Annotated in this window: 13 protein-coding genes and 1 pseudogene; 7 read left to right on the top strand and 7 right to left on the bottom strand. The window is 73.0% G+C overall.

Going from position 1 to position 23,148, the window contains the following annotated elements; all coding sequences use genetic code 11:
* Window positions 1–43: 43 nt before the first annotated feature.
* The 4 genes from NQ707_RS04425 (at window position 44) to NQ707_RS04410 (ending at window position 6,343) form a co-directional block, all read left to right on the top strand.
* Entirely contained in the window at window positions 44–1,189 is a 1,146-nt protein-coding gene (locus tag NQ707_RS04425; RefSeq protein WP_404434952.1) for an FUSC family protein, read from the top strand.
* Window positions 1,174–3,489 carry an ABC transporter permease gene (locus NQ707_RS04420; protein ID WP_129357919.1) on the top strand — a complete coding sequence of 772 codons (2,316 nt, stop codon included), beginning with the start codon at window positions 1,174–1,176 and terminating at the stop codon, window positions 3,487–3,489. Before NQ707_RS04425 ends, NQ707_RS04420 begins: the two co-directional genes overlap by 16 nt.
* 86 nt (window positions 3,490–3,575) lie before the next feature.
* Window positions 3,576–4,115 (top strand): MarR family winged helix-turn-helix transcriptional regulator, encoded by a 540-nt coding sequence (locus NQ707_RS04415; RefSeq protein WP_404434951.1) that lies wholly within the window; start codon window positions 3,576–3,578, stop codon window positions 4,113–4,115.
* Entirely contained in the window at window positions 4,112–6,343 is a 2,232-nt protein-coding gene (locus NQ707_RS04410; RefSeq protein WP_404434950.1) for an MMPL family transporter, read from the top strand. The genes NQ707_RS04415 and NQ707_RS04410 overlap by 4 nt, the downstream gene beginning before the upstream one ends.
* 35 nt (window positions 6,344–6,378) lie before the next feature.
* Here the strand turns inward: NQ707_RS04410 and NQ707_RS04405 are convergent, their stop codons facing one another.
* The gene (locus NQ707_RS04405; protein WP_064725439.1) at window positions 6,379–6,882 is read right to left on the bottom strand and encodes an SRPBCC domain-containing protein; all 504 of its coding nucleotides are present in this window, start codon (window positions 6,880–6,882) and stop codon (window positions 6,379–6,381) included.
* The gene (tgt, locus tag NQ707_RS04400) at window positions 6,879–8,201 is read right to left on the bottom strand and encodes a tRNA guanosine(34) transglycosylase Tgt (protein WP_404435016.1); all 1,323 of its coding nucleotides are present in this window, start codon (window positions 8,199–8,201) and stop codon (window positions 6,879–6,881) included. The genes NQ707_RS04405 and tgt overlap by 4 nt, the downstream gene beginning before the upstream one ends.
* 298 nt (window positions 8,202–8,499) lie before the next feature.
* Here tgt and NQ707_RS04395 point away from each other — a divergent pair, with 298 nt between their 5' ends.
* Window positions 8,500–9,216 (top strand): helix-turn-helix domain-containing protein, encoded by a 717-nt coding sequence (locus NQ707_RS04395; protein ID WP_061225410.1) that lies wholly within the window; start codon window positions 8,500–8,502, stop codon window positions 9,214–9,216.
* Window positions 9,213–9,947, top strand: a complete 735-nt coding sequence (locus NQ707_RS04390; RefSeq protein ID WP_404434949.1) for a hypothetical protein — start codon at window positions 9,213–9,215, stop codon at window positions 9,945–9,947. Before NQ707_RS04395 ends, NQ707_RS04390 begins: the two co-directional genes overlap by 4 nt.
* 8 nt (window positions 9,948–9,955) lie before the next feature.
* On the opposite strand, the gene NQ707_RS04385 is transcribed toward NQ707_RS04390, so the two are convergent.
* The 4 genes from NQ707_RS04385 to NQ707_RS04370 form a co-directional block, all read right to left on the bottom strand.
* Window positions 9,956–10,501: an NUDIX hydrolase family protein gene (locus tag NQ707_RS04385; RefSeq protein ID WP_058731748.1), complete on the bottom strand. Its 546-nt coding sequence runs from the start codon at window positions 10,499–10,501 to the stop codon at window positions 9,956–9,958.
* A gap of 86 nt (window positions 10,502–10,587) precedes the next feature.
* Window positions 10,588–11,940, bottom strand: coding sequence for a glycoside hydrolase family 76 protein (locus NQ707_RS04380; protein WP_404434948.1), 1,353 nt, complete (start codon window positions 11,938–11,940; stop codon window positions 10,588–10,590).
* An 11-nt stretch (window positions 11,941–11,951) separates the two neighbouring features.
* A complete protein-coding gene (locus NQ707_RS04375) occupies window positions 11,952–12,938 on the bottom strand; it encodes a pseudouridine synthase (RefSeq protein WP_404434947.1) in 987 nt (328 codons plus the stop codon).
* The gene (locus tag NQ707_RS04370) at window positions 12,938–14,005 is read right to left on the bottom strand and encodes a hypothetical protein (RefSeq protein WP_404434946.1); all 1,068 of its coding nucleotides are present in this window, start codon (window positions 14,003–14,005) and stop codon (window positions 12,938–12,940) included. The genes NQ707_RS04375 and NQ707_RS04370 overlap by 1 nt, the downstream gene beginning before the upstream one ends.
* Before the next feature lie 293 nt (window positions 14,006–14,298).
* On the opposite strand from NQ707_RS04370, the pseudogene NQ707_RS04365 reads away from it, so the two are divergent.
* A pseudogene (locus NQ707_RS04365) lies at window positions 14,299–17,422 on the top strand (DUF3427 domain-containing protein).
* A 127-nt stretch (window positions 17,423–17,549) separates the two neighbouring features.
* On the opposite strand, the gene NQ707_RS04360 reads toward NQ707_RS04365, so the two are convergent.
* Window positions 17,550–23,030: a DEAD/DEAH box helicase gene (locus NQ707_RS04360; protein ID WP_404434945.1), complete on the bottom strand. Its 5,481-nt coding sequence runs from the start codon at window positions 23,028–23,030 to the stop codon at window positions 17,550–17,552.
* Window positions 23,031–23,148: the final 118 nt, after the last annotated feature.

The following is a 23,148-nucleotide window of genomic DNA, read 5'->3' as shown; positions in this document are numbered from 1 at the left end:
AGGGTCTCCGCCGCCGTGCCTCACCCAGGAGCTCCCGCCGCCCGTGCCCACCGGTCCCCTGCATCAGCTCGTCCGCTTCGCCCCGCCCACGCAGGACCACGTTCCCGCCGTGCGCATCGCGCTGACCGTGGGTCTGCCGCAGCTGCTGCTGCTCGCCCTGGGGCGGCTGGACCTGAGCATCTACGCGGCCTTCGGGGCCTTCACCGCGATCTACGGGCGCCAGGAGGCCCCGCGGCTGCGCCTGCGCCACCAGTGCCAGGCGGCGCTGATGCTGCTGGTGTGCATCGCGCTGGGGCTGGGGCTGTCCCGGGCGCACGCGGACCCCTGGCTGGTGGTCGCGGTGTGCGGGCTGGTCGCCGGCGGCGGGGCCGTGCTCACCGCCGTGCTGCGTCTGCGCCCGGCCGGCTCGACCTTCCTGATCTTCGCCGCCGGAGCCATCGGCTCCATCCCGCACCCCGCCTCCTGGTCGCAGGGCCTGGGCACCGCCGGGGCGACGGCCGCGTGGTCCGTGCTCGCGGGTCTGGCCGGTGCCCTGCTGGGGGAGGGGCGACGCGGCCACGTGGCCCCGCCGCCGGGCCCGCACGGGATGGACCGACGTCGCGCCGTGCGCTACGGCCTGATGTTCTTCCTCGCGCCGCTCATCGCCGGGCTGCTGGGCCAGGCCTCGGGGCTGTCCCACTCCTACTGGGCGATGGTCGCCGCGGCCGCGGCCATCGCCGGGCCCAACTCCCGGGCCAGGCTGCACCGGGGCATGCAGCGCGTCATCGGGACCCTCGGCGGAGTGCTGATCACCGCCTTCGTGCTCTCCCAGCACCCCCAGCCCTGGCACCTGGTCGTGTGGGTCATCATCTTCCAGTTCCTCACCGAGACGTACGTGCTGCGCAACTACGCCTTCGCGACCCTGTTCATCACGCCGCTGGCCCTGCTCATGCTGCAGCTCGGGCACCCTTCCTCGGTGGGCACGGTGCTCACCGCGCGCCTGGCGGAGACCGCGATCGGCGGGGCCGTGGCCATCGCGCTGGTGCTGCTGACCCGCACCCGCGAGGAGCGCCGCGCGGGTGCCCACACGAGGACCCCAGCGGGGGCGGAGCGGAGCCGCGGCGGGGCCCATCGCCCCGAGACCGCCCTCGATGCCGCGCCCGGCGTCCCGACCCGAACCCCGGAGGAGCCCCGATGGCCGCGCGACTGAGCACCGGAACTCTCAAGCGCCAAGCCGGGAGGATCCTGAAGTTCTCCATCGTCCTGCCGCTGTTCATGACGGTGATGTTCCCGCTGATCTACGGGTTCAGCATGCACGCCCCGACCCCGCACCATCTGAAGGTCGCCGTCGTCGCCCAGGACGCGAGCGCCGAGCACCTGGTGGACCGGTTGGACGCCGCGGCCGGGGACTCCTACGACGTCTCCGCGGTGGACTCCGCCGAGGAGGCCAAGCGCCAGATCGAGGCCCTGCAGGTCCGGGCCGCCTGGGACCCGCAGACCAACACGGAGTACGTCGCGAGCATGGGCTCCACCTCCGCGACGCAGTTCGCCGAGTCCTACATCGCGAAGATCGCCCCGAAGGTCCTGGTGGAGCTGGGGAAGGCGGAATCCGCGGAGCAGGCGCCGGCGCCCACCGTGCAGGACCTCGTGCCCCCGCCGGGCGGCGACGGGCTGGGGCTGTCCCTGCTGTTCATGGGGCTGCCGGTGATGATGGCCGGGTTCATGACCGCCACGGGTCTGCGCTCCAACCTGGCGCAGCTCTCCGCACGGGTGGCGATCTCGATCATGGCCGTGCTGGCGCTGGCCTACGCGACGCTGGCGACCTTCGTGGGGTACAGCGTCTACGCGGCATTCCAGGTGCATGCCCTGCCGATCTTCCTGCTGATGGCCTTCGCCTCCTTCATCGTGATGCTGTTCCACACCGGCGGCATGCGGGTGATCGGGCTGTACATGGCCCTGCCCACGATCTTCCTGCTGGTGCTGCTGGGGGTGCCCTCCTCCGGGGCGGGCATGGCCACGGAGCTGGTCCCGCCGGTGGTCGCCGCTCTGCACCCGTGGCTGCCGACCCCGGCGCTGCTGGATGCCCTGCGCAAGCTGCTGTACTTCCCCACGGCCTCACTGGCCGGCAACGTGATCACCCTGCTGCTGTGGTTCTTCCTGGCCCTGGCGCTGCTCGGGGCCTCCTTCCTGCGCCGTCCCCGTCCCACGGATGCCGACGCCGTGCCGGCGGAGAAGGACGAGCAGGAAGCGGTCGCAGACACTCCGGGCACCCGCGCCGAGGGACGGGCCAGGGAGCAGTTGCGCGCGGCCGTGGCCTCCACCCGCGGCTTCCGCGGATTCTTCGGCAGCCGCCGGGTGGTCTCGGACGAGCAGATGCAGAATCGGCGGGGTCTGCACGCCGCGATCCGCCTGCCGATGTTCTTCGCGATCGCGATGCCGCTGATGTATCTGGGGCTGGTCCACCACCCCGCACCCAACGGGATGGTCCTGGATGTGGTGGCCGACGGCGCTCAGGGCACCAGCATCGCGAAGACCCTCGAGCAGCTGCCCGCCTACGAGGTGCACCGGGTGGATTCCGCCGAGCAGGCCCGGCAGGACATGCTGCACGGGCGGGCCCGCGGGGCCTTCGTGCCCGCTGCCGATGCCGCGGAGGTGCCGGGGGCCGAGGCCGGAAAGGGCCCGGTGGTGCTGGTGGCCTCGGGGACGGGGATCCAGGCGGAGTCGGCGGTGACCACGGTGTTCGCGGCCGTGTCCGGGGAGGTCTCCCCGCAGACCGTGGATCTGGCCCCGACCCACGCCAACGACCGCTTCGGGATGTCGATGATGTACCTGGGTCTGGGCGGGATCGTCGGGTCCAACATCGCCGGCATGATGATCGGCCTGGTGGGACGGGGATGGAGCTGGTACCGCCGACTGGCGTGGGTGCTGGGGGTGGCCGCGGCGAACACGGGCCTGCAGTACCTGATCTCCGTGCACGTGGTGCGCTTCCTGCCCGCGGACGTGGACTGGACGGTGTGGCCGATCCTGTTCCTGATGTCCGTGAGCATCCAGATCTTCGCCGTCGGCGGGGCGCTGCTGATCCGCAACGACGTGATGATCTGGCTGATCGGCGTGTTCATCATGTGCGGGGTGCCGGCCTCGGGTCTGCTGCTGCCGCTGGACATGGCCCCGGATCGGTACCAGATCCTGCACCACCTGGTGCCCTCAGCCGTGGCTCTCGGGGCCATCCGCTCCCGGGTGTACCTGCCGGAGGCGCCCGTGGGTTCGGCGGTGCTCACGGAGCTGATCTGGCTGGCCGCGGCCCTGCTGGTCTACCTGTGGGGGTGCCTGCACGTGCGCCGGCTGCGGCGTCGGGATGAGGCCGCCGCGGCCCGGGAGGCCCACCAGTTCGACGACGCCGAGGCCGGGGAGTTCGAGGGTGCGGTGCTCTCCGGGTCCCCGGGGCCGCAGACCCGGCAGCTGCAGGTGGTGCGCGCCGCGGCCAAGGAGGCCGCCCGCTCCCGGTCCTGAGTCTGGCCGGATCCGCGGTGGCGGAGACCGGAGCCACCCCCTAGACTGCTAGATAATCTAGTTAGATTTTCGAGGGGTGATGGTGGGTGAGACAGCCCGACGGCGCCGTCCTGCGGGTCCTGCAGCAGCTGCAGGTGCTGGGCCAGACCCTGGACCACGCCCACGCCGAGCTCAAGGACGGCATGGGCCTCAACGCCACGGACCTGGCGACCCTGCGCCTGCTGATCGTGCGGGAGCAGCGCGGCCAGCTGACGAGTCCCAAGGACGTCGCCGCGCACCTGGAGATCACCACAGCCTCCGCCACGGCCCTGATCGACCGGCTCGTCGCGGCCGGGCACCTGCGCCGGGAGCCGCACCCGCGGGATCGGCGCTCCCGCGTGCTGGTGCTCACCGAGCACGCCCGGCGGGAGTTCTTCGCGCACTTCTCCGGGCACCTGGCCGCGATGCGCGCCGTCGCCGAGCGCTTCGACCACGCCCAGCTGGGCACCATCGACGCCTTCCTGACCGGGCTGAACACCGCCCTGGGCGGCCCGGATGCGGTGCAGCCTCCCGCCCGCCCCGACCAGCCCCCCGGTGCCGCCGACGACGCCGAGCACCCCCGCACCGACCCCGAGGAGACCCCGTGAACGCCCAGCACAGCGCCCCACGCACCGAGCAGCGCAGCGACCACCACGACGAGCAGCGCAGCGACCAGCACCACCCCCAGCACCTGGATCCGCAGGCCCGCCCGGGCCGACGCTGGCTGCGCATCCTGCTGCCGGCCCTGCTGATCCTCGCCTGGCTGGCGGTAACCGGCATCGGCGGGCCCTACTTCGGGAAGATCTCCGAGGTGACCTCGGAATCGGCCACGGACCGGCTGCCCGCCAGCGCCCAGTCCACCGAGGTGGCCCAGCGCCTGGCCGACTTCAAGGAATCCGACGCGATCCCGGCGATCGTCGTGCTGGAGAACCCGGACGGGATCACCGAGCAGGACACCGCCTGGGCCCAGCAGCTGGCGAAGGACCCGGGCCGCGAGGTGCCCCTGGACGGGGCGGCCTCCCCGGCGATCCCCGCCGAGGACGGCAAGGCCCTGCAGATCGTGCTGCCCCTGGATTCCGGGGCGCAGCCCGACGACGCCGTGACCGCCCTGCGGGAGCGGCTGAACGAGGCCCCCGAGGGCCTGCGCGGGTGGGTCACGGGCCCGGCCGGGTTCACCGCGGATCTGGCCGAGGCCTTCTCCGGGATCGACGGCATCCTGCTGGCGGTGGCCCTGGCCGTGGTGTTCGTGATCCTGCTGGCGGTCTACCGCTCGCCCCTGCTGCCGATCCTGGTGCTGCTGACCTCCCTGGCCGCCCTGTCCGCCTCCATCCTGGTGATCTGGCACCTGGCCGACGCCGCGTGGCTGAGCATCAACGGGCAGATCCAGGGCATCCTGTTCATCCTCGTCATCGGCGCGGCCACGGACTACTCCCTGCTGTTCGTGGCCCGCTACCGCGAAGCCCTGCAGACCCACCGCACGGTGCCCGCGGCGATGCGCGCGGCCTGGCGGGGCACCATCGAGCCGGTGGCCGCCTCCGGCGGCACCGTCATCGCCGGGCTGCTGTGCCTGATGTTCTCCTCCCTGAAGACCAACGCCGCCCTCGGCCCGGTGGCCGCCACCGGCATCGTCTTCGCGATGCTCGCGGCCCTGACCCTCCTGCCGGCGCTGCTGCTGATCTTCGGCCGTGTGGCCTTCTGGCCCGCCCGTCCGCGCTTCCGAGGCGAGGACTTCACGCCCCCGGCCCGGCTGTGGGGCGGCATCGCGCGGCGGGTGGGGCGCCGAGCCCGCCCGATCTGGCTGGTCAGCGCCGCAGCCCTCGTGATCATGGCGGCCTTCGCCCTGCAGTTCCGGGCCTCCGGGGTCCCGCAGTCCGAGCTGATCCTCGGCCACTCCGACGCCCGGGACGGCCAGCAGATCCAGGCCGAGCACTTCCCCGGCGGCTCCGGGACCCCGGCCCAGGTGATCGTCGCGGCCGACGCCGAGCAGCGGGCCGGGCAGATCCTGCGGGAGACCGACGGAGTGGATTCGGTCAGCGTCGTCGCCGCCGATTCCCCGACCGGCACGGTGCCCCTGGATCAGCAGCAGCGCTCCGCCCCGCCCTACGACGGGGCGCAGCCCTCCGTGGCCGACGGGGACGTGATGCTGGAGGTGACCCTGTCCGACGCCCCGGATTCGGCGGCCGCGGAGGACACGCTGCAGCGGATGCGGGACCGGATCACCGCCGCGGACCCGCACGCCCTGGTGGGCGGGACCACCGCCCAGGAGCTGGACACCCTGGAGGCGGCCAGCGCGGACCGGGCGCTGATCATCCCGATCATCCTCGCGGTGATCACCGTGATCCTCATGCTCCTGCTGCGCTCGATCCTCGCCCCGCTGCTGCTGGTGGCCACCACCGTGGTCAGCTACTTCGCGGCCCTGGGGGTGGGCGCCCTGGTGTTCCACCACCTGCTGGGCTTCTCGAACGCGGACCCCACGGTGCCGCTGTACGCCTTCGTGTTCCTCGTGGCCCTGGGCATCGACTACAACATCTTCCTGATGACCCGGGTGCGGGAGGAGTCCCTGAGCGCGGGCACCCGCGAGGGGGTGCTGCGGGGATTGCGCCTGACCGGCGGGGTGATCACCGCGGCCGGCGTCGTGCTGGCGGCGACCTTCGCGGCCCTGGCCGTGATCCCGCTGATGTTCCTGGCGCAGCTGGCCTTCCTGGTGGCCTTCGGCGTGCTGCTGGACACGACCCTGGTGCGGGCCCTGCTGGTCCCGGCCCTGGTGCACGACATCGGCGACGCCGTGTGGTGGCCCTCGAAGCTGCGCCACGGCCCGCTCCGCTCCCGGGACTGACCCGGTGCGGGGACTGACCCGGTGCGGGGCGGGCCTCAGCCGCGGGGGCGGGCGGTCTCGGCCTGCACCGTGTGGGCCAGGCGCCGCAGGGAGGAGCGCCACGCGGCGGCCACCCCGGGGTGCACCTCCGGGGGCAGGGGCCCCTGGCTGAGCACCACCCGGGTGCCCGGGGCGCCGTCGACCTCCCGCTCCAGGAACTCGATGCGGTGCAGCACCTGCGCGTCGCTGGCCTGCCCGTCCGGGCCGGGCAGGGACTCCCGGTGCTCCAGCAGCTGCTCCGGGACCACCGAGACGAACGTGGAGTACAGGGGCACCGCCTGGCCGGGGTTCTCGTGGTGGACCATCGCCAGACGCAGGATCCCGCCGGGGCGGGCGTCCAGGGAGATGGTGTGCACCGGGACGATCCAGCCCTCGGGGCCGTACCAGGCGGCCAGGCGCAGCGGATCCAGGAACGCCGCGTAGACCTCCCGGCGCGGGGCCCGCACATCCTGGGAGACGGAGACGATCTGGCGGGCCGGGACCGTGGCGAGGATGCTCATGCCCGCCCCTTCCCGGCCGACGCCGCGTCACCGGATGCCGCCGCGCTCGGCGCCGCACCCGGCGTCGTGCGCGCGGCGTAGTACCGGCCCAGGAACTCGTCCCGGTAGGCGAAGTAGTCTCCGGAGGCGATGGTCTCCCGGGCGGTGTCCACCATCCGCACGATGAACCGCTCGTTGTGGATCGAGGCCAGGGTCGCGGCCAGGCGCTCCTTCGCCTTGAACAGGTGGTGCAGGTACGCGCGGGTGTAGTGGGTGCAGGTGTAGCAGTCGCAGCCGTCCACGATGGGGGAGAAGTCCGTCTTGAACCGGGCGTTGCTGACGTTGAAGCGCCCGTCCGGGGAGTAGACCGCGGAGGTGCGGGCCACCCGGGTGGGGGAGACGCAGTCGAAGGTGTCCGCCCCGTTCTCGATGGCCACGAAGATGTCATCCGGCTCGGAGATGCCCAGAAGGTGGCGCGGCTTGGCCTCCGGCAGCTCCTCCGAGCACCACCGCACGATCGTGCCGAGGTTCTCCTTCTCCAGGGCCCCGCCCAGCCCGAAGCCGTCGAAGCCCATCGCGCCCAGGTCCCGGCAGGCCTTCCGGCGCAGGTCCTCGTACTGGGCGCCCTGGATCACCCCGAACAGCGCCTGGTAGGGCTTTCCGGCCCGCTGCTCGGTGAGTCGGCGGTGCTCGGCCACGCAGCGCAGCGCCCAGAGGCGGGTCCGCTCCAGGGCCAGCTCCTGGTACCCCCGGGAGTTGTAGAGGGTGGTCAGCTCGTCGAAGGCGAACATGATGTCCGCGCCCAGCTGATGCTGCACCCGCATCGAGACCTCCGGGGTGAAGCGGTGCCGGTCCCCGTTCAGATGCGAGCGGAAGGTCACCCCGTCGTCGTCCACGTAGGCCATGCGCTCCTTGCCCGCCGCGACGTCGTCATCGCCCACCGGGCGCCCATCCGAGCCGACGGCGCCGGTCATGGTGCCCATGTCGATGACCTTCTTGAACCCCGAGCCCAGGGACATCACCTGGAAGCCGCCGGAGTCGGTGAAGGTGGGGCCGGGCCAGTTCATGAACGCGCCCAGCCCGCCCGCGGCGTCCAGGACCTCCGGGCCCGGCTGCAGGTACAGATGGTAGGCGTTGGCCAGCAGCGCCTGCGCCCCCAGCTCGGCCATGGATTCGGGCAGCACCGCCTTGACGGTGGCCTGGGTGCCCACGGGGATGAACGCGGGGGTCGCGATGGATCCGTGCGGGGTGGTGATCACCCCGGTGCGGCCCAGGAACCGTCCGCCGTCGTTGCGCTCGCGGGCGCTGCGGGTGCCGCGGGCGTCGTCGGTCTCGGCCAGGCGGGCGCCGACGGCGAAGCCGAAGGCGGCGGTTCCGGACGGCGGGGCGGTGTTCTCTGCGGGTTCGGCGCCGGGGTTGCTGGCGGCGACGCCGGGGGTGGGACGCTGGGGGCTCTCTGCGGTCGGCACCCGTCCATCCTACGGGGTGGGGTGTCCGACGCCGCGGGTCCGGGGGGGCGCGGGTCAAGGGCGGGGTGCCGGGGGTCTTTCCTCCGACCCCGCATTGCACTAGGGTTCCGGATACGCAGGATTGCACAAGGGTTCCGCCAACAGGGCTTCCGGAAGGGGGTGGGGCGCGATGGCGCAGCGGGAGCAGACGGCGCAGCCTCGGCGCGGCGCGGGGGCACCGGCAGGAGAGGTCGACCGGGAGACCCTCAGCGTGCGGGAGGCCGCCGAGCACCTGGGCGTGAGTCAGCGCCGAGCGCGGACGCTGATCGCCGAAGGCCGGCTGGCCGCGCAGAAGCTCGGCGGGAGGTGGGAGATCAGCAGGAGTGCGGTGCAGAACCGAGTTGCTGACGGCGCCTTCCCGGTGCGGCCGATGTCGCCGAGGTCCTTCGACATGCTGTTGGAGCGCCTGCGCAGCATGGTGGACACGGCTCAGGAAGGACGGCTGCGAGCCGATGCCGTCGAACGGCTTCGTGTGGAGCGTCGGCTGCAGCAGCTGCGATCTGCCGCCGAGCCCGCCCGATTGCTTCGCGCCTGGTCCCGCGGCCTGTGGCCGAAACCGGAGATCCGGTGGGTTGCCCCGGATCCGGACCTGTTGGACCGGCTCCCGTTGACCGGGGTGAGCCACCCCGGTATCCGCATGTCCGTGCCCGGTGAACTGGAAGTGCAGATGCGGAAGATTCCCACCGAATGGTCGAGGGAGCGCATGGCGGAAACCCCGGTGAAGCTGGTGATCCATCGCCGGGACGCTGCTCCTGACCTGATGACCGCTCTGGTGGATCTGGCGCATCGACCCGGCGTCCGTGAGGACCGGAGGGTCGCAGAAGTGGTGCGGAACGGGGCATCATGACCCCGAACATCGTGGTGAACGCGCCGTACCTGGTCGAACGCCAGCGCCGGGGCTGGTCCACGCTCTTCGCCCTGTACCGGGAGATGCCCTCCGGATGGACCGTCATCGGCGGGCAGATGGCCCAGCTGCATGCCTGGGAGCGTGGTGTCGCGCCCGCGCGGACCACGGAAGACATCGATGCCGGTCTGGGCTATCGGGAGGTCCCGGAGATCGGAGTGACCGCCAGCCGGTTTCTGCAGGACGCAGGGTACCGTCCGGTGCTCACCAACCCGGACGGGCCGCAGGTCCGGTGGCGCAGAGACGATACGGAGATCGATCTGCTGATCCCCGTCAATGCCGGCAGATCCAAGCACGATGTCCTCGGCCGGCGCCTGCTGGAGGGGCACGGCATCCAGCAGGCCCTCGACCGGAGCGAAGCGATCACCTTGAGAATGGTGGACGGTGAGGAGGGGATGGTGCTGCGCCCTACGCTGTACAGCAGCCTGGTCGCCAAGTGCGCGGCTCTGTCCAACACCAGCGACAGCGAATGGGACAGGCACGTGGACGACATCCTGTTCCTGGCGCAGATGCTGGATCGGCAAGAAGTGGAGGTCGGGCAGATCCGTCCTCGAGACCGGCAGCACTTCCTGCGAGCGAAGAATCGCCTGGAGAGCCAGCTTCGGGCGGGCTCACTGCACGACCCGGATGCGGTGAGGCGGATCAGCGCCCTCGCAGAAGGCGCCGTCCCTTAGCTTCCGGATCAGCACCGACCCCAGCCCATGTGCGCCAGGGCCCGGTGCACCAGGTCTCCGCCGCCGCCCTCGAACTCGGCCTGCACCTGCGCGTCCATCGCCTCCTCGGGCGTGAACCAGGTCAGTTGCAGCGCGTCCTGACGGGGCTCGCAGTCGCCCTGCACCGGGATCACGTAGCACAGGGCCACGCTGTGCTGGCGCTCATCGGTCAGCCCGGACTGTGAGGGGCTCGGGAAGTACTCCGCGACCGTGAACGGGGTCAGGGAGGCCGGCAGCTGCGGCATCGCCAGCGGCCCCAGGTCCTTCTCCAGGTGGCGCAGCAGGGCCGCGCGGATCGTCTCCCGGTAGTGCACCCGCCCGGAGACGAAGGAGCGCACCATCTCCCCGTCCTCGTTGGGCCGCAGCAGCAGCCCGACCTCCACGACGTTGCCCAACGGGTCCAGGACCACCGGGATCGCCTGGACGTAGACCATCGGCAGCTTCCGACGGGCGGCGGCCAGCTCCTCCTCGGTCAGCCAGCCGGGGACGGGATCCGGGGTGCGCACAGTGCTCATGCCTCGGTTCTATCGCACCGGGAGGGCCCGGGCCACCCCCGTCAGGCCCGGACCGGGAGGTTCGGCTACCCGCTGAACGCCGGATCTCAGCTCAGCCGGGCGGCGGCCTCCAGGATCGTCCAGGCCTGCACCTGCGAGGACAGCTGCACGGGAGCCCCGGCGGGCAGGGTCTGCGACGTCGGCCGGGAGGCGTCCGGGGAGAACACGGCCACCGGCGTGCCCCGCACCTCGGTCACATCCACCCCGTCCTCGTTCAGCGGCAGGTCCGGGTCGAACTCCCGGCGCCCGGCCCACAGCAGCTCCGCGGTGGCCAGCACCAGATCCCGGGCGGTGGCCCGCGCGGTGGAGGCCAACCGGGTGTCCCGGGCCGCCTGGGTGAGGTACCGGGCGAGGATCCCCGCGAACAGCCCCGCATCCCCGGAGCCCCGCGTGTTGAGGATCCGCACCGGGGTGCCCTCCACCTCGAGGCTCGTGGTCATCTTCTCCGCGATCAGACCGATCAGCTCCTCCGCGTGCTCCAGGTCCGCCCCCGGGGTCTCCAGCAGGGCGCCGAGCACCGTGCCCTGGTTGTAGGAGTACAGGTTGCGCTCCACCCGGTGCTCCACGGTGCCGTCCTGCTGCGCCACCAGCTTGATGCCGTCCCAGTAGCCCTGGCCCTCGGCGAACAGCCGCTCGCGCAGCCAGTCCAGCAGCCGCTGGGAGGTCTGGGCCTGCCCCGCGTGGGCCAGGGCCAGGGCGATCGGCGCGGTGGCCGGGGTGTTCTTGAAGTCCAGCTTCTTGGACCAGAACGCGCCCCCGCCGGTCTCGGCCGTGATGGCCCGGCGCAGCTGCGGGTACAGCGTCCGGGCGGCGTCCTGGGCCGGGGCGCTGCCCTCGCCATCGACCTTCCGGCTCAGCGCATCCAGGCGGCGCACGGCCAGGGTCAGCCAGGCCATGTCGTCGAAGAACGAGTTCACGTAGGTGCCGCCGTTGTGCCAGCGGATGCCGCGCAGCAGCCGACGCCCCCGCTGCAGCCACTCGCGGGCCAGCTCGGAGCGGTGCTCGCGGTGCGCGCGCAGCCCGGCGTCGACGATCGCGTCCAGCAGGTGCGTCTGCCACCAGTAGTTCCAGCCCAGCACCTTCGTCTTCAGCTCCTTCGGCGCGGGCGCTGCGGGCTCGCCGATCAGGGTCCCGGGGACCCCCAGCAGGCGGTGGGTGAACAGCTCGAGGACGGAGTGCGCGGCAAGCTCCGCCCGCTGGGAGGCCTCCTCGCGGGCAGAGGCGACGGAGCGCTCGCGGTGCCGGGCCGAGCGCGGGCCCTCCGACGCCGCTGATTCCCCGTCGGCTGCGGGGCCCCTGTGGGGTGCCGGTTCCCTGCCGGTCGCAGTGCGCGCGGCCCGGTCCTGCGGGGCGCCGGCGCTTCGGTTCTGCGGCGCGCGGGGGTCGGAGTTCTCGGCCACGGCGGCCTCCTTCACGGGTCGGGTGCCTCCAGCCTACGGCGGGAGCGCAGGGTCAGGGGCGCGCCGGTCACCGGATGCCGCACCCGCAGCTGACGGGCCAGCAGTGCCAGCGGGACCTCCGGGGTTCCGGCGACGTCGGTCGGTGCGGGTCCGTAGAGGGGGTCGCCGAGGATCGGGCGCCCGAGCCCGGCCAGGTGCACCCGGATCTGGTGGGTGCGTCCGGTCAGCGGCCGCGCCTCGTAGAGCCCGAGGTCGCCGTCGCGGGCGGCGAGCAGGCGCACCTCCGTCACGGAGTTGGCGGCACCGGGAATGCTGAGCACCCGCAGGGAGCCCTCCGGCTTGACCAGCCGGGAGCGCACCCGCAGGGGCGGATCGGGGGCAGCCGGCATCGCCACCGGGTCCTCCGACATGCCCTCCGCCGGCTGGGGCCTGAGCGGAGCCAGCAGCTCGTAGACCTTCCGCGCCTCCCGGGCCTCGAACTGGCGCTGCAGGGGCCCACGGGCCTCCCGGGTCTTGGCCAGCAGCAGCACCCCCGCGGTGAGCCGATCCAGCCGATGCACCGGGGAGATCAGCGCGGCCGCGGGGTCACCGTCGCGTTCCCCTTGGGCCCGCAGCAGGGTGACGACGGTCTGGCGCACGAAGCCGCCGCGTGGGGTCACGGCCAGCCCGTGGGGCTTGTCCACCGCCAGCACGTGCTCGTCCTCGTAGAGCACCGGCAGATCCGTGGGCACCGGAGGCTCGGAGGGCAGCGGACGGAAGACCCACACGTGCCCGCCGGGACGGTAGGAGGCGTCGGCGCCCAGGGGCTCGCCGTCGGGCCCGAAGACGGCCCCGCGGGCGAACAGAGCGGCGGTGTGCTCGACGTCGTGCGGCGGGAACCGGTGCGTGAGGTACGCGGCGACGGTGTCGTGGTGCTCATCGTTGGGCAGCCGGATGCGGGTGGGGGAGACGCCCGCTCGTGGTGGAACCGGGCAGACGGGACGGGATCGGCGGGCCATCACCGGGTACCGCGGGGCCGCAGCCCGGCGTCGTCCAGGGTGGCCCGCAGGATCCCGGGCAGGTCATAGTCGGTGTGCTTGACCTCCGGCAGCTCATGCCGGACGATCCCACGCCATCCGGCCCGGCGGTAGGCGCGGATCCCCTCGGCGGCTGCGGCCTGCGCGGACCACAGCGGTCCGGAGCTATCCGGGGAGCCGTCGGCCTGCCCGATCCACCAGTGCAGGGGCAGGTGGGCGGCGGCCTCGGGCGGAGGCTGCGGGGTGGCGCGGGTGCCGCCCCCGGCGACCATGATGGCCCCGCCGCGCAGCCAGGCCGGGGCCCGGTGGGCGAGCAGGTCGAAGGTCAGGAACTCGGCGCCCCCGGAGTAGCCCATGACCCAGGTGCGGGCGGGATCGACCGGGAGGCGACGTCGGGCCAGGCGCGCGGCGACCCGCAGCACCCGTCCGTTGGCCCGGGCCCGCACCCACCAGGTGAAGCCCTCCTTGGAGTAGCGGCGGTCCGGGGTGTCCACCGCGATCAGCACCAGGTTGCGGGCGCTGGCGATGGCCCCCAGGCGCAGCATGGTCGCGCCGGTGGGCTGATGCACCCGGGATTGGGCGGGCACCCAGTAGTCCCCGTCCAGGTAGACGACGACGCCGACCGGCCGATCCCAGCGGATGCCCCGGGCGTACACGTGGTAGCGCAGGGTGCGGCCCAGCGGCAGCCGGAAGGCGCGGTGCAGGTAAAGGCCGCGGGTGGGGCGGCGGGGATCGGCTGTGGTCTGCGGCGTGGGGATGCCCGCCGAGGCCTGCGGCGTGGCGATGCCCGTCGGGCCGGATGCCGGACTGCCCGACGGGCGGTCGCCTGACCCGCTGGAGGCCGGGGTGGCGCCGGTTGGATCGGCCGTGGATGCGTGATCGGCGGGGCTCGTGGGACCGGGTGCGGGCGCGGCGTTGGCCGGTGTGGGGCGCCGTCGGTCGATGTGCCGGGTCAGCGCGGCGCCGACGACGCGGGAGACCGCAGGGGCGAGGCGCTCGCGCAGGACGCGCGCCGTCTCCCGGTGGATGCGCCGCAGCTGGTGGTCCACGTCGGCCCCTTCCGCGCTCGCCGATTCCGGTCGGCATCAGCCTAGCCCGCCCCGTCGGCCCCGGCTCACGGGCGGGATGCGCACGGCTCGCGGACCGGATCGTGCGAGATGCACTGGATCATCCGGCCCACGATGCACGATCCGGTCCGCGCCCGCCGGCCACGGCACCCTCGTTTCCTGACACATGCGGATAGGCTGCGGGAAGATGCCGCCCGTCGATGCGGGAGCCACCTCCGAGGAAAGCGAGGACCATGACCGAGGCGACGCCGACCACCCCCGGCCCTCTGGGACGCATGGAACTGGCCGTGGGTCTGTACGAACGGCTGATCGATCGGGATCTCGACGCCGCTCTCACGGCCGCGCCCCACCTGATACCGGTCCGCGAGCGCATCGATCCCGCTGATCTGCCCCACATCCTGGCTCGTCACCTGGGACGTCAGATCAGCGATGCTCTGCAGCAGCTGCCGGCGGATCAGCGCCGCGAATTCGCCAATCGACTTCTGCGAGTCGTTCCCGATGACACCGGGGGCGCCCAGCTGCCGCCCGAGGCGCAGCTGCTGACCCAGGTCCTCGAGGAGGATGCGCAGCCGCTGCGTCGTCCCGCGACTCCGCTGTCCGACGTCGCCCTGCTCACCAACGCCCCGGCGGATCCTTCGCTGCACGCGGAGCTTCGCACGGAGATGCTGAGCTCCGATCGGGTGGATCTGCTGTGCGCCTTCATCAAGCGCAGCGGAACGCGTCTGCTGCGCGACGGGTTTGAGGACCTGCGACGGCGCGGGGTGCCGCTGCGGGTGCTGACCACTACGTACATCGGTGCGACGGATCGACGGGCCCTGGATGAGCTGGTGCGGGAGTACGGGGCGCAGGTGAAGATCAGCTACAACGCCCGGTCCACCCGGCTGCACGCGAAGGCATGGCTGTTCCACCGCGGGACAGGCTTCCACACCGGGTACGTGGGCAGCTCCAATCTCAGCCGCGATGCCCTGCTGGACGGACTGGAGTGGAATGTCCGCATCTCGCAGACCGCGACCCCTGCCCTGATGGAGAGGTTCTCGGCCACATTCGACACCTACTGGAATGATCCGGCCTTCGAGGACTACGACCCGGACCGGGACGGCGACCGCCTGGACGCGGAGCTGATGCGGGCCTCCGGTCGAGGAAGAGCCGACGGTGTGAGCCCGCGACTGTCCGGCTTGGAAGTCCGACCGTACGATTTCCAGCGGACCATGTTGGAGGAGCTGCGCAGCGAGAGGACGGTCCACGGCCGGCACCGCAATCTGCTGGTCGCTGCGACGGGGACGGGCAAGACCGTCATGGCCGCACTGGATTATCGGGAGCTGTCGGGTGAGGCCCGGCCTCGGCCCACGCTGCTGTTCCTCGCTCACCGGCGTGAGATCCTGGAGCAGGCGCTGAGCACGTACCGGGATGTTCTCGGCGAAGGCGCCTTCGGGGAGCTGATGGTGGATGGCCACCAACCGGTCTTCGGGGAGCATGTCTTCGCCTCGGTGCAGTCGATGGGCCGTCCGGAACAGCTGCGGCGGTGGAACCCGGACCACTTCGACATCGTCGTGGTGGACGAGTTCCACCATGCGGAGGCCGCCACCTATCGGAGGATCCTCGATCATCTGACGCCCCGAGAGCTGCTGGGGCTCACCGCGACGCCGGAGCGCACCGATGGGGTGAACGTCGCGCAGGAGCACTTCGGCGGGCGCATCGCCAGCCAGATGCGGCTGTGGGATGCGCTGGAGCGGGACCTTCTGGTCCCCTTCCACTACTTCGGGATCTGGGATGACGTGGACCTGTCCCGGCTCTCCTTCCGGCGCGGCGAGTATGAGACCCGACAGCTGGCTTCGGTGCTGGATCATCATGATGCTCGCGCCCGGAAGGTCATCAACGCGGTCCGGGACCAGGTGACGGATCCGCGCAGGATGCGTGCGCTGGGTTTCTGCGTGTCGGTGGAGCACGCCCGCTTCATGGCCCAGTGCTTCCGCCGGGCCGGCCTGCCGGCTGTGGCGCTGTCCGGGACCTCGTCCACCTCCGAGCGCGACGACGGGTTGGCGGCTCTGCGCGCCGGGGAGATCACCTGCATCTTCGCGGTGGACCTGTTCAACGAGGGGCTGGACATCCCGGAGATCGACACCGTGCTGATGCTGCGTCCCACCCAGTCCGCGACGATCTTCCTGCAGCAGCTCGGGCGGGGGGCTGCGTCGGGCGCCGGGCAAGTCGGTGCTCACGGTGCTGGATTTCGTGGGCCATCAATCGGCGCAGTTCCGCTTCGACCTGAAGCTGCGGGCGCTGACCGGGCTGTCCCGCAGCCGTCTCGTGGCCGGCATCGAGCAGGGCTTCCCGTTCCTGCCGTCCGGCAGCCAGATCATCCTGGATCGGGTGGCGCAGCAGGAGGTCCTGGCCAACGTCAGGTCGCAGCTGTCCCTGAGCACCCGTGAGCTCGTCGCCGATATCCGCCAGCACGCCGATCAGACCGGTGCGGAGAGCTCCCTGCGGGCCTATCTGGAGGGATCGGGACGGACGCTGGCCGATATCTACGGCGCTTCCAGCCGCAGCATGCGCGGGGAACAGCGGCCCGCCTGCTGGTCTGCGCTGGAGGTGTGGGCTCGGCCGGATGACGCTCTCCCACCGCTGTCCGCAGAATACGATCTGCTCCGGAGGATCCGGGGGTTGACGCATGTGGATGATCCGGAGCGGATCCGCGCCTACAGACGCCTGCTGGACCCCGCTCTGGATCCCCGGGTGCGGGCGGAGGACCCCTTCGCGCCGATGCTGTACTTCTCCTTCTGGCCTCAGGGCGCCCCGGAGGGCATGACTGAGGCGCTGCAGCGGCTGGCGAGATCCGTCCACGTGAGGCGTGAGCTGCTCCAGCTGCTGGACGTGTGCGAGACCGAGACGCGCGCGCTGCCGGAGAGGCTCAACGGACCGCTGGAAAGCAGTCCGCTGCGCAGCCATGCCCGATATTCGAGGGATGAACTCGCCGCCGCGCTGGGATTGGGCACGCGGACGAAGGGGACCCCGGGGTCCCTGGTCTCCGGAGTTCGATGGTTTCCCGAGGCGCAGGTGGACCTGCTGCTGGTGACCCTGCGCAAATCGGAGGCGCAGTTCTCCCCGAGCACCCTCTATAGGGACTACGCGGTGGATGAGTCGCTGTTCCACTGGGAGTCCCAGAGCTCCACCGCCGCGGGCAGTCCCACCGGGCTCAGGTATCGGACGCATGAGCAGAGAGGGTCCCAGGTGCTGCTGTGCGTGCGAGAGGCCACCGCCGGGGATATCGGCACGGAGCCGTTCACCTGCCTGGGGACGGTGCGGTATCGGGAGCATCAGGGGGAGAAGCCCATGCGGATTCTGTGGGAGCTGGACCGTCCGATGCCTCCGGAGCTCTTGGTCCACGCCCGGGCCGTCGCCTGAGATGGGACGTGGACCGGATCGTGCAGCGGGGGCTGGATGATCCGGTCCGGGGTGCACGATCCGGTTCGCGGGTAGGCGCGGGACACGATCCGGTTCGCGGGCGGAATGGCGGATCGGCCTCGCCGTCTCACCGCCGGATCCGCAGGCCCTTCGGCGTCGAGTCGAAGCCCGCGGCCATCAGGGCCTCGCGCAACGCGGTGATGGGGTCGGGGGAGCCGTCCTCGGCCGGGGCGCCGCGCTCCAGCACGGAGACGCCGTTGACCTTCTCCACCACCAGCTTCTGCGCGGCCCCGGCCCGCACGGCGTCGGCCACCGCGGGTGCGGCCAGCTCCAGGTCGAGCACGCGAGTGGTGAAGGCCAGCAGGGTCTTGCCGCCGCGCTCCACGTACAGCACCGGGCGGCCGTCCACCAGCACCACCAGGGCCCCGGCCTTCCGGCCCGGGCGCGCCTGGGAGGTCTTCGCCCCCGCCGACGCCGCGCCGTCCCCGGCCGACGCCGCGCCGCCCCCGGCAAAGGCGCCCTCAGGACCCGATCCCCGGCTCCCACCGGCCACACCCCGCAGCAGCGACTCCCCGGGGATCGGATCCGGCCAGGACAGCGCCGCGCCGTACGGCTGGGCGGGGTCCGTGGCGGCCAGCACCAGCACCTGCGGAGTCCGTTCGGAGGCGTCGGAGGCCTCCAGCTGCTCGTCGATCTCCGCCGCGCGCAGCAGATCTACTGTGGCCGGGGCGGCGAACTGCGCGCCGCCCAGCCCCTCGATGAAGTAGCCGCGGCGGGCCTCGCCCTGATCCTCCTGGGCCGTGAGGATCTGATACACCGCCGCGAAGCCGCCGGGGGAGTCCTCCTGCTGCACCGCGCCCCGGGTCAGCACCCCGTGCCGGTCCAGCATCAGCTGCGCCAGGGCGACGGCGCGCACCGTCGGCTCCAGGGGCTCCTCGGACAGGTACGAGCTCACCCGGGACCACCGCCCGGACAGCTCCCGCTCCCGCTGCGGACTCAGCGCGGAGATCTCCGCCGCCCCGCCGCCAGGAACACGGCCAGACCCACCGAGAGCCCAGCCGCCGACGCCGCCGTCGGCCCCGGCACCTGACCCGCCGGTCCCCAGCCCACCGGAGCTGAGACCGGCACCGGCCCGACCGGGAGCCGCCAGCCCCGCGTACCGCCCAGGACGCGCCCCCTGCGCCCGGGAGATCCGCCCGGCCCCGCGTCGGCCCAGGGACCGGGAGCGGGCCGGGCCCCTCGGCCGGGCGTGCGCAGTCTTCCCGCCGTCCAAGAAGGCCCGCAGCGCGGCCATCCCGTCGTTGGTCACCAGACCAGCCCACACCAGCTCCCACAGTCCATCCCCGGCGGCCCCGAGGGGCAGGCCCGCGCGGGCGGCGATCCGCGGCAGGAAATCCGCCCCGTCGCCCATCGCCGCGTACACGGTGCGTGCGTCCGCGCTCAGCTGGTCCAGCGGGATCGCCGGCCGCTCCGGCACGGTCAGGTCCGCGGATCCGGCCAGGTGCAGACTCACCCAGCCGTCCTGCCCGGGCACGGTCCCGGCCCCGGTCCACAGCACCTGCCCCGAGGCCAGCAGCTCATCCAGCATCCGCGGGGCGTAGCCGCGCACCCGGGCCGGCAGCACCAGGGTCTCCAGGGCGGAGGCGGGCACCGCGGTTCCGGCCAGCTGGTCGATCACCGTGAGCAGCCCGTCCTCATCCGCGGCCCGCGGATCCTGCTCGGCACCCCGAGCCCACACGTGCTGCCAGGCGGGCAGGAAGCGGGCGTAGGTCGCGGCATCCACCGGCTCGATCTGCGCGCGCAGCGCGGCCAGGGAGCGGCGTCGCAGCGTGCGCAGCACCCCGGCGTCGCACCATTCCTCGCCCGGATCCCGCGGGTCCAGGCCGCGGGCGGAGAGCAGCTCGGCGGGCAGGAAGCGCCCGGTCGCCACCCGCCGGTCTGCGGCCAGGCGCCGCAGCACCGTCTCGACGACGGCCCGGCCCAGCCCCAGGGCCGCCGCGGCCTGCCCGGTGGTGAAGGGCCCGTGGGTGCGGGCGTACCGGGAGACCAGATCCCCCAGCGGGTCCGCGACCGGTTCGATGAAGGCCGCGGGCACCCCCATCGGCAGGGGCACCCCCAGCCCGTCGCGCAGGCGGGCGGCGTCCTCCACGGCCGCGATCCGCTCGATCCCGCCGGTGCGCACCCGGAAGGCCCGGTGGGCCCGCACCAGCCGATCCGCCCAGTCCGCGACGACGCCGGGGTCGGCCGTCTCGTTCTCCGCGGCGTCGTCCGTGCCCGCAGCGTCCTCCGCGGCGTCGTCCGCGCCCGTCCCGCGGCCCGACGCCGAGCCGGGTCCCGCGGCGACGGCCCCCGCGGTCTCCTCCTCCGGGCGCAGCCGGGCCGCGGCCTCCTCGGGGCTGAGCGGGCCCAGCAGGCGCAGCAGGTCCGCCAGCCCCTCCGCCCCGCGCAGGCGCCGGTCCGGGGCCAGGCGCTGCAGCTGGGCCTCGGTGCGCTCGATGACCTGGGCGTCCAGAAGCTCCCGCAGCTCCTCCTGCCCCAGCAGCTGGGCCAGCAGGGAGGGGTCCAGGGATAGGGCCGCGGCCCGCCGCTCGGCCAGGGGCGCGTCCGTGTTGTAGAGGAACTGCCCCACGTACCCGAACAGCAGGGTCTTGGCGAAGGGGGAGGGCTCCGGGGTCTCCAGCTCCCGGACCGTGATCCGCCGGGCCGCGATGTGCTCGTGCAGCCGGCGCAGGGCGGGCAGGTCATAGACGTCCTGGAGGCATTCGCGCACGGTCTCCAGGATGATCGGGAAGTCCGGGTGCTTCCGGGCCACGTCCAGCAGCTGCGCGGAGCGCTGCCGCTGCTGCCACAGGGGGGTGCGCCGCCCCGGGTCCCGGCGGGGCAGCAGCAGGGCCCGCGCGGCGCACTCGCGGAAGCGGGCGGCGAACAGCGCGGAGGAGCCCACCTGCTCGGTCACGATCCGCTCGATCTCCTCCGCGTCGAAGGCGAACAGCTCCGCCCCCGGCGGGGTGTCCTCCATCGCGGGGATGCGCAGCACGATGCCGTCGTCGGCGGCCATCGCGGAGCCGTCCAGGCCCCAGCGCTGCTCGATGCGCGCCCCCACGGCCAGAGCCCACGGCCCGTGCACGGGCATCCCGTAGGGCGAGTGCAGGATCACCCGCCAGTCCCCGAGCTCGTCCCGGAACCGCTCCACCACCAGGGTCTTCTCGCTCGGCACCTGCCCCGTCGCCTCGGTCTGCTCCCGCACGTAGGCCAGGAGGTTGTCCGCCGCCCACTCGTCCAGCCCGGCCTCGCGCAGGCGCGTGCGGGCGGCGTCGTCCTGCCCCGTCTCCAGGCGGGAGGCCAGCTCCCGGGTGAACCCGCCCACGGCCTCGCCGAGGTCCACCGGGCGCCCGGGCCCGTCCCCGTGCCAGAACGGCAGCTTGCCGACCTGCCCCGGGGCGGGGGAGACGCTGACCCGGTCGTGCGTGATCTCCTCGATCCGCCAGCTCGTGGCCCCCAGGGCGATGACGTCCCCGGCGCGGGACTCATAGACCATCTCCTCGTCCAGCTCGCCCACCCGCTTGGGCCCGGTCTGCTCGTCCCCGCCGACGATGAACACCGGGTACAGGCCGCGGTCCGGGATGGTGCCGCCGGAGGTCACCGCGATCCGCTGGGCCCCGGGGCGCGGTTCCAGGACCCCGCCGTCGCGATCCCAGATCAGGCGCGGACGCAGCTCGGCGAACTCATCCGAGGGGTACTTCCCGGCCAGCAGGTCCAGTACGGCGTCGAAGGCGGAGCGGGGCAGAGCCGCGAAGGGCGCGGTGCGCCGCAGCGCCTCGAACCAGGCCTCGACGTCGATGGGCCCCAGCGCCGCGGCGGCCACCGTCTGCTGGGCGAGCACGTCCAGGGGGTTGGCGGGCACGTGCAGCTTCTCGATGGCCCCGGCGCGCATCCGCTCCACGGTCACGGCGGCGTCGCGCAGGTCCCCGCGGTGCTTGGGGTAGAGCACGGCCCGGGAGGTCTCGCCCACCTGGTGCCCGGCCCGGCCCACCCGCTGCAGCCCGGAGGCCACGCTCGGCGGGGACTCCACCTGGATCACCAGGTCCACCGCGCCCATGTCGATGCCCAGCTCCAGGGAGGAGGTCGCGACGACGCAGCGCAGCGCCCCGGTCTTCAGGGCATCCTCGATCAGCGCGCGCTGGTCCTTGGACACGGAGCCGTGGTGGGCGCGGGCCAGCTCGGGCGCCGCGGTGCCGCTGGTCAGGTGGTTCACGGCCGGCGGCGCGTAGGGCATCTCGGCTGCGGCATCGGCATCGGGTACGGGCCCGCCCGACGCCGCGGCCGAAACTATGCCCGACGCCCCGCCCGACGACGCGGCGGCGCGGGCCTCCCCGGCGCCCATCCGCTGCTCCCGGATCCCGGCCCCGGCCGATCCGCGTCGGCCGGGGGTCTGCTCCGGGTCCAGCAGCCCGCGCTGGACCTGCCGGAAGGCGTGGACCTCGTTCAGCCGCGAGGTCAGGCGCTCGGCCAGGCCGCGGGAGTTGGCGAAGACGATGGTGGAGCGGTGCGCCTCCACGAGGTCCACGATCCGCTCCTCCACGTGCGGCCAGATGGAGGCGACCACCTCGTGCACCGGCTCCGGCGGCAGGGGCTTCGGAGCGGCGTCGTCGTGCGGCGGCCCGGCCAGCGGGGAGGCGAGGTCCAGGCCGAGGGCGTCCTCCAGTGTCGCGGTGCCGCTGGCGGCGGAGCCCCGGTCGATGCCGGTGCGCACGCGCGGCTGCTCCCGCGGCACCGGCACCGTCAGGTTGGACATGTCCGGCACGGGCACGGAGACGGTGAGGTCCCAGGTCTTGGCGGCCTCGGGGCGCACCACGGTGACGGGGGTCGTGCCGCCGAGGAAGCGGGCGACCGTCTCCACGGGCTCCACGGTGGCGGACAGGCCGATCCGCTGGGCGGGGTGGGGCAGGATCTGGTTCAGGCGCTCCAGGGTCACGGCCAGGTGGGCGCCGCGCTTGGTCCCGGCCACCGCGTGCACCTCGTCCACGATCACGGTGTGCACCTGGGTGAGGCTGGACCGCGCCTTCGAGGTGAGCATGAGATAGAGGGATTCCGGGGTGGTGATGAGGATGTCCGGCGGGTTCGACAGCAGGGCCCGACGCTCGGCGGCGGGGGTGTCCCCGGAGCGCACCCCCACCGAGATCTCCCGCGGCTCGGTGCCCTGGAAGCGCGCGGTCTGGGTGATGCCGACCAGCGGGGCGCGCAGGTTGCGCTCCACGTCCACCCCGAGGGCCTTCAGGGGCGAGATGTAGAGGACCTGGGTGGCGTTCGTCCGGCGCTTCCCGGTGCGCCCGGCATCCCCGCCGTGACGTGCGGGCGTCGCGGCTTCGGCGTCGTCCGCGCCCCCGCCCGAGGCGCCGCCCCCGCCCAGCAGCAGCCGATCCAGGGCCCAGAGGAAGGCCGCGAGGGTCTTGCCGGAGCCGGTGGGGGCGACGACGAGCGCGTGCCGACCCTGCGCGATGGCCTCCCACGCCCCTTCCTGCGCGGCGGTGGGCGCGCCGAAGGCCCCGGCGAACCAGTCGCGGGTCGCGGGCGTGAAGCGGTCCAGGGCGTGCGGCATGGTCCCCATTGTGCCGCCCCCGACTGACAGGCCGAACGGCCATGCTGTCTGAGCAACCCCGTCGCACCCCGGAATAGCCCGGCGAAGCATAAGGTTTACACGTGAAGTGAATCCGGTGCGCGGTGAT

The sequence above is a fragment of the Rothia sp. BD8 genome (assembly GCF_044878465.1).
GTDB lineage: Bacteria > Actinomycetota > Actinomycetes > Actinomycetales > Micrococcaceae > Rothia > Rothia kristinae.
The sequence above is the reverse complement of the archived record's forward strand: the minus strand, read 5'-3'. Positions and strand labels throughout refer to the sequence as shown.

What these genes read in the sequence shown, in the direction of transcription:
- NQ707_RS04405 (WP_064725439.1), bottom strand. Translation starts at nt 6,882, where the DNA reads ATGAGCATCCTCGCCACGGTCCCGGCCCGCCAGATCGTCTCCGTCTCC.
- NQ707_RS04385 (WP_058731748.1), bottom strand. Translation starts at nt 10,501, where the DNA reads ATGAGCACTGTGCGCACCCCGGATCCCGTCCCCGGCTGGCTGACCGAG.
- NQ707_RS04390 (WP_404434949.1), top strand. Translation starts at nt 9,213, where the DNA reads ATGACCCCGAACATCGTGGTGAACGCGCCGTACCTGGTCGAACGCCAG.
- NQ707_RS04360 (WP_404434945.1), bottom strand. Translation starts at nt 23,030, where the DNA reads ATGGGGACCATGCCGCACGCCCTGGACCGCTTCACGCCCGCGACCCGC.
- NQ707_RS04395 (WP_061225410.1), top strand. Translation starts at nt 8,500, where the DNA reads ATGGCGCAGCGGGAGCAGACGGCGCAGCCTCGGCGCGGCGCGGGGGCA.
- NQ707_RS04420 (WP_129357919.1), top strand. Translation starts at nt 1,174, where the DNA reads ATGGCCGCGCGACTGAGCACCGGAACTCTCAAGCGCCAAGCCGGGAGG.
- NQ707_RS04375 (WP_404434947.1), bottom strand. Translation starts at nt 12,938, where the DNA reads ATGGCCCGCCGATCCCGTCCCGTCTGCCCGGTTCCACCACGAGCGGGC.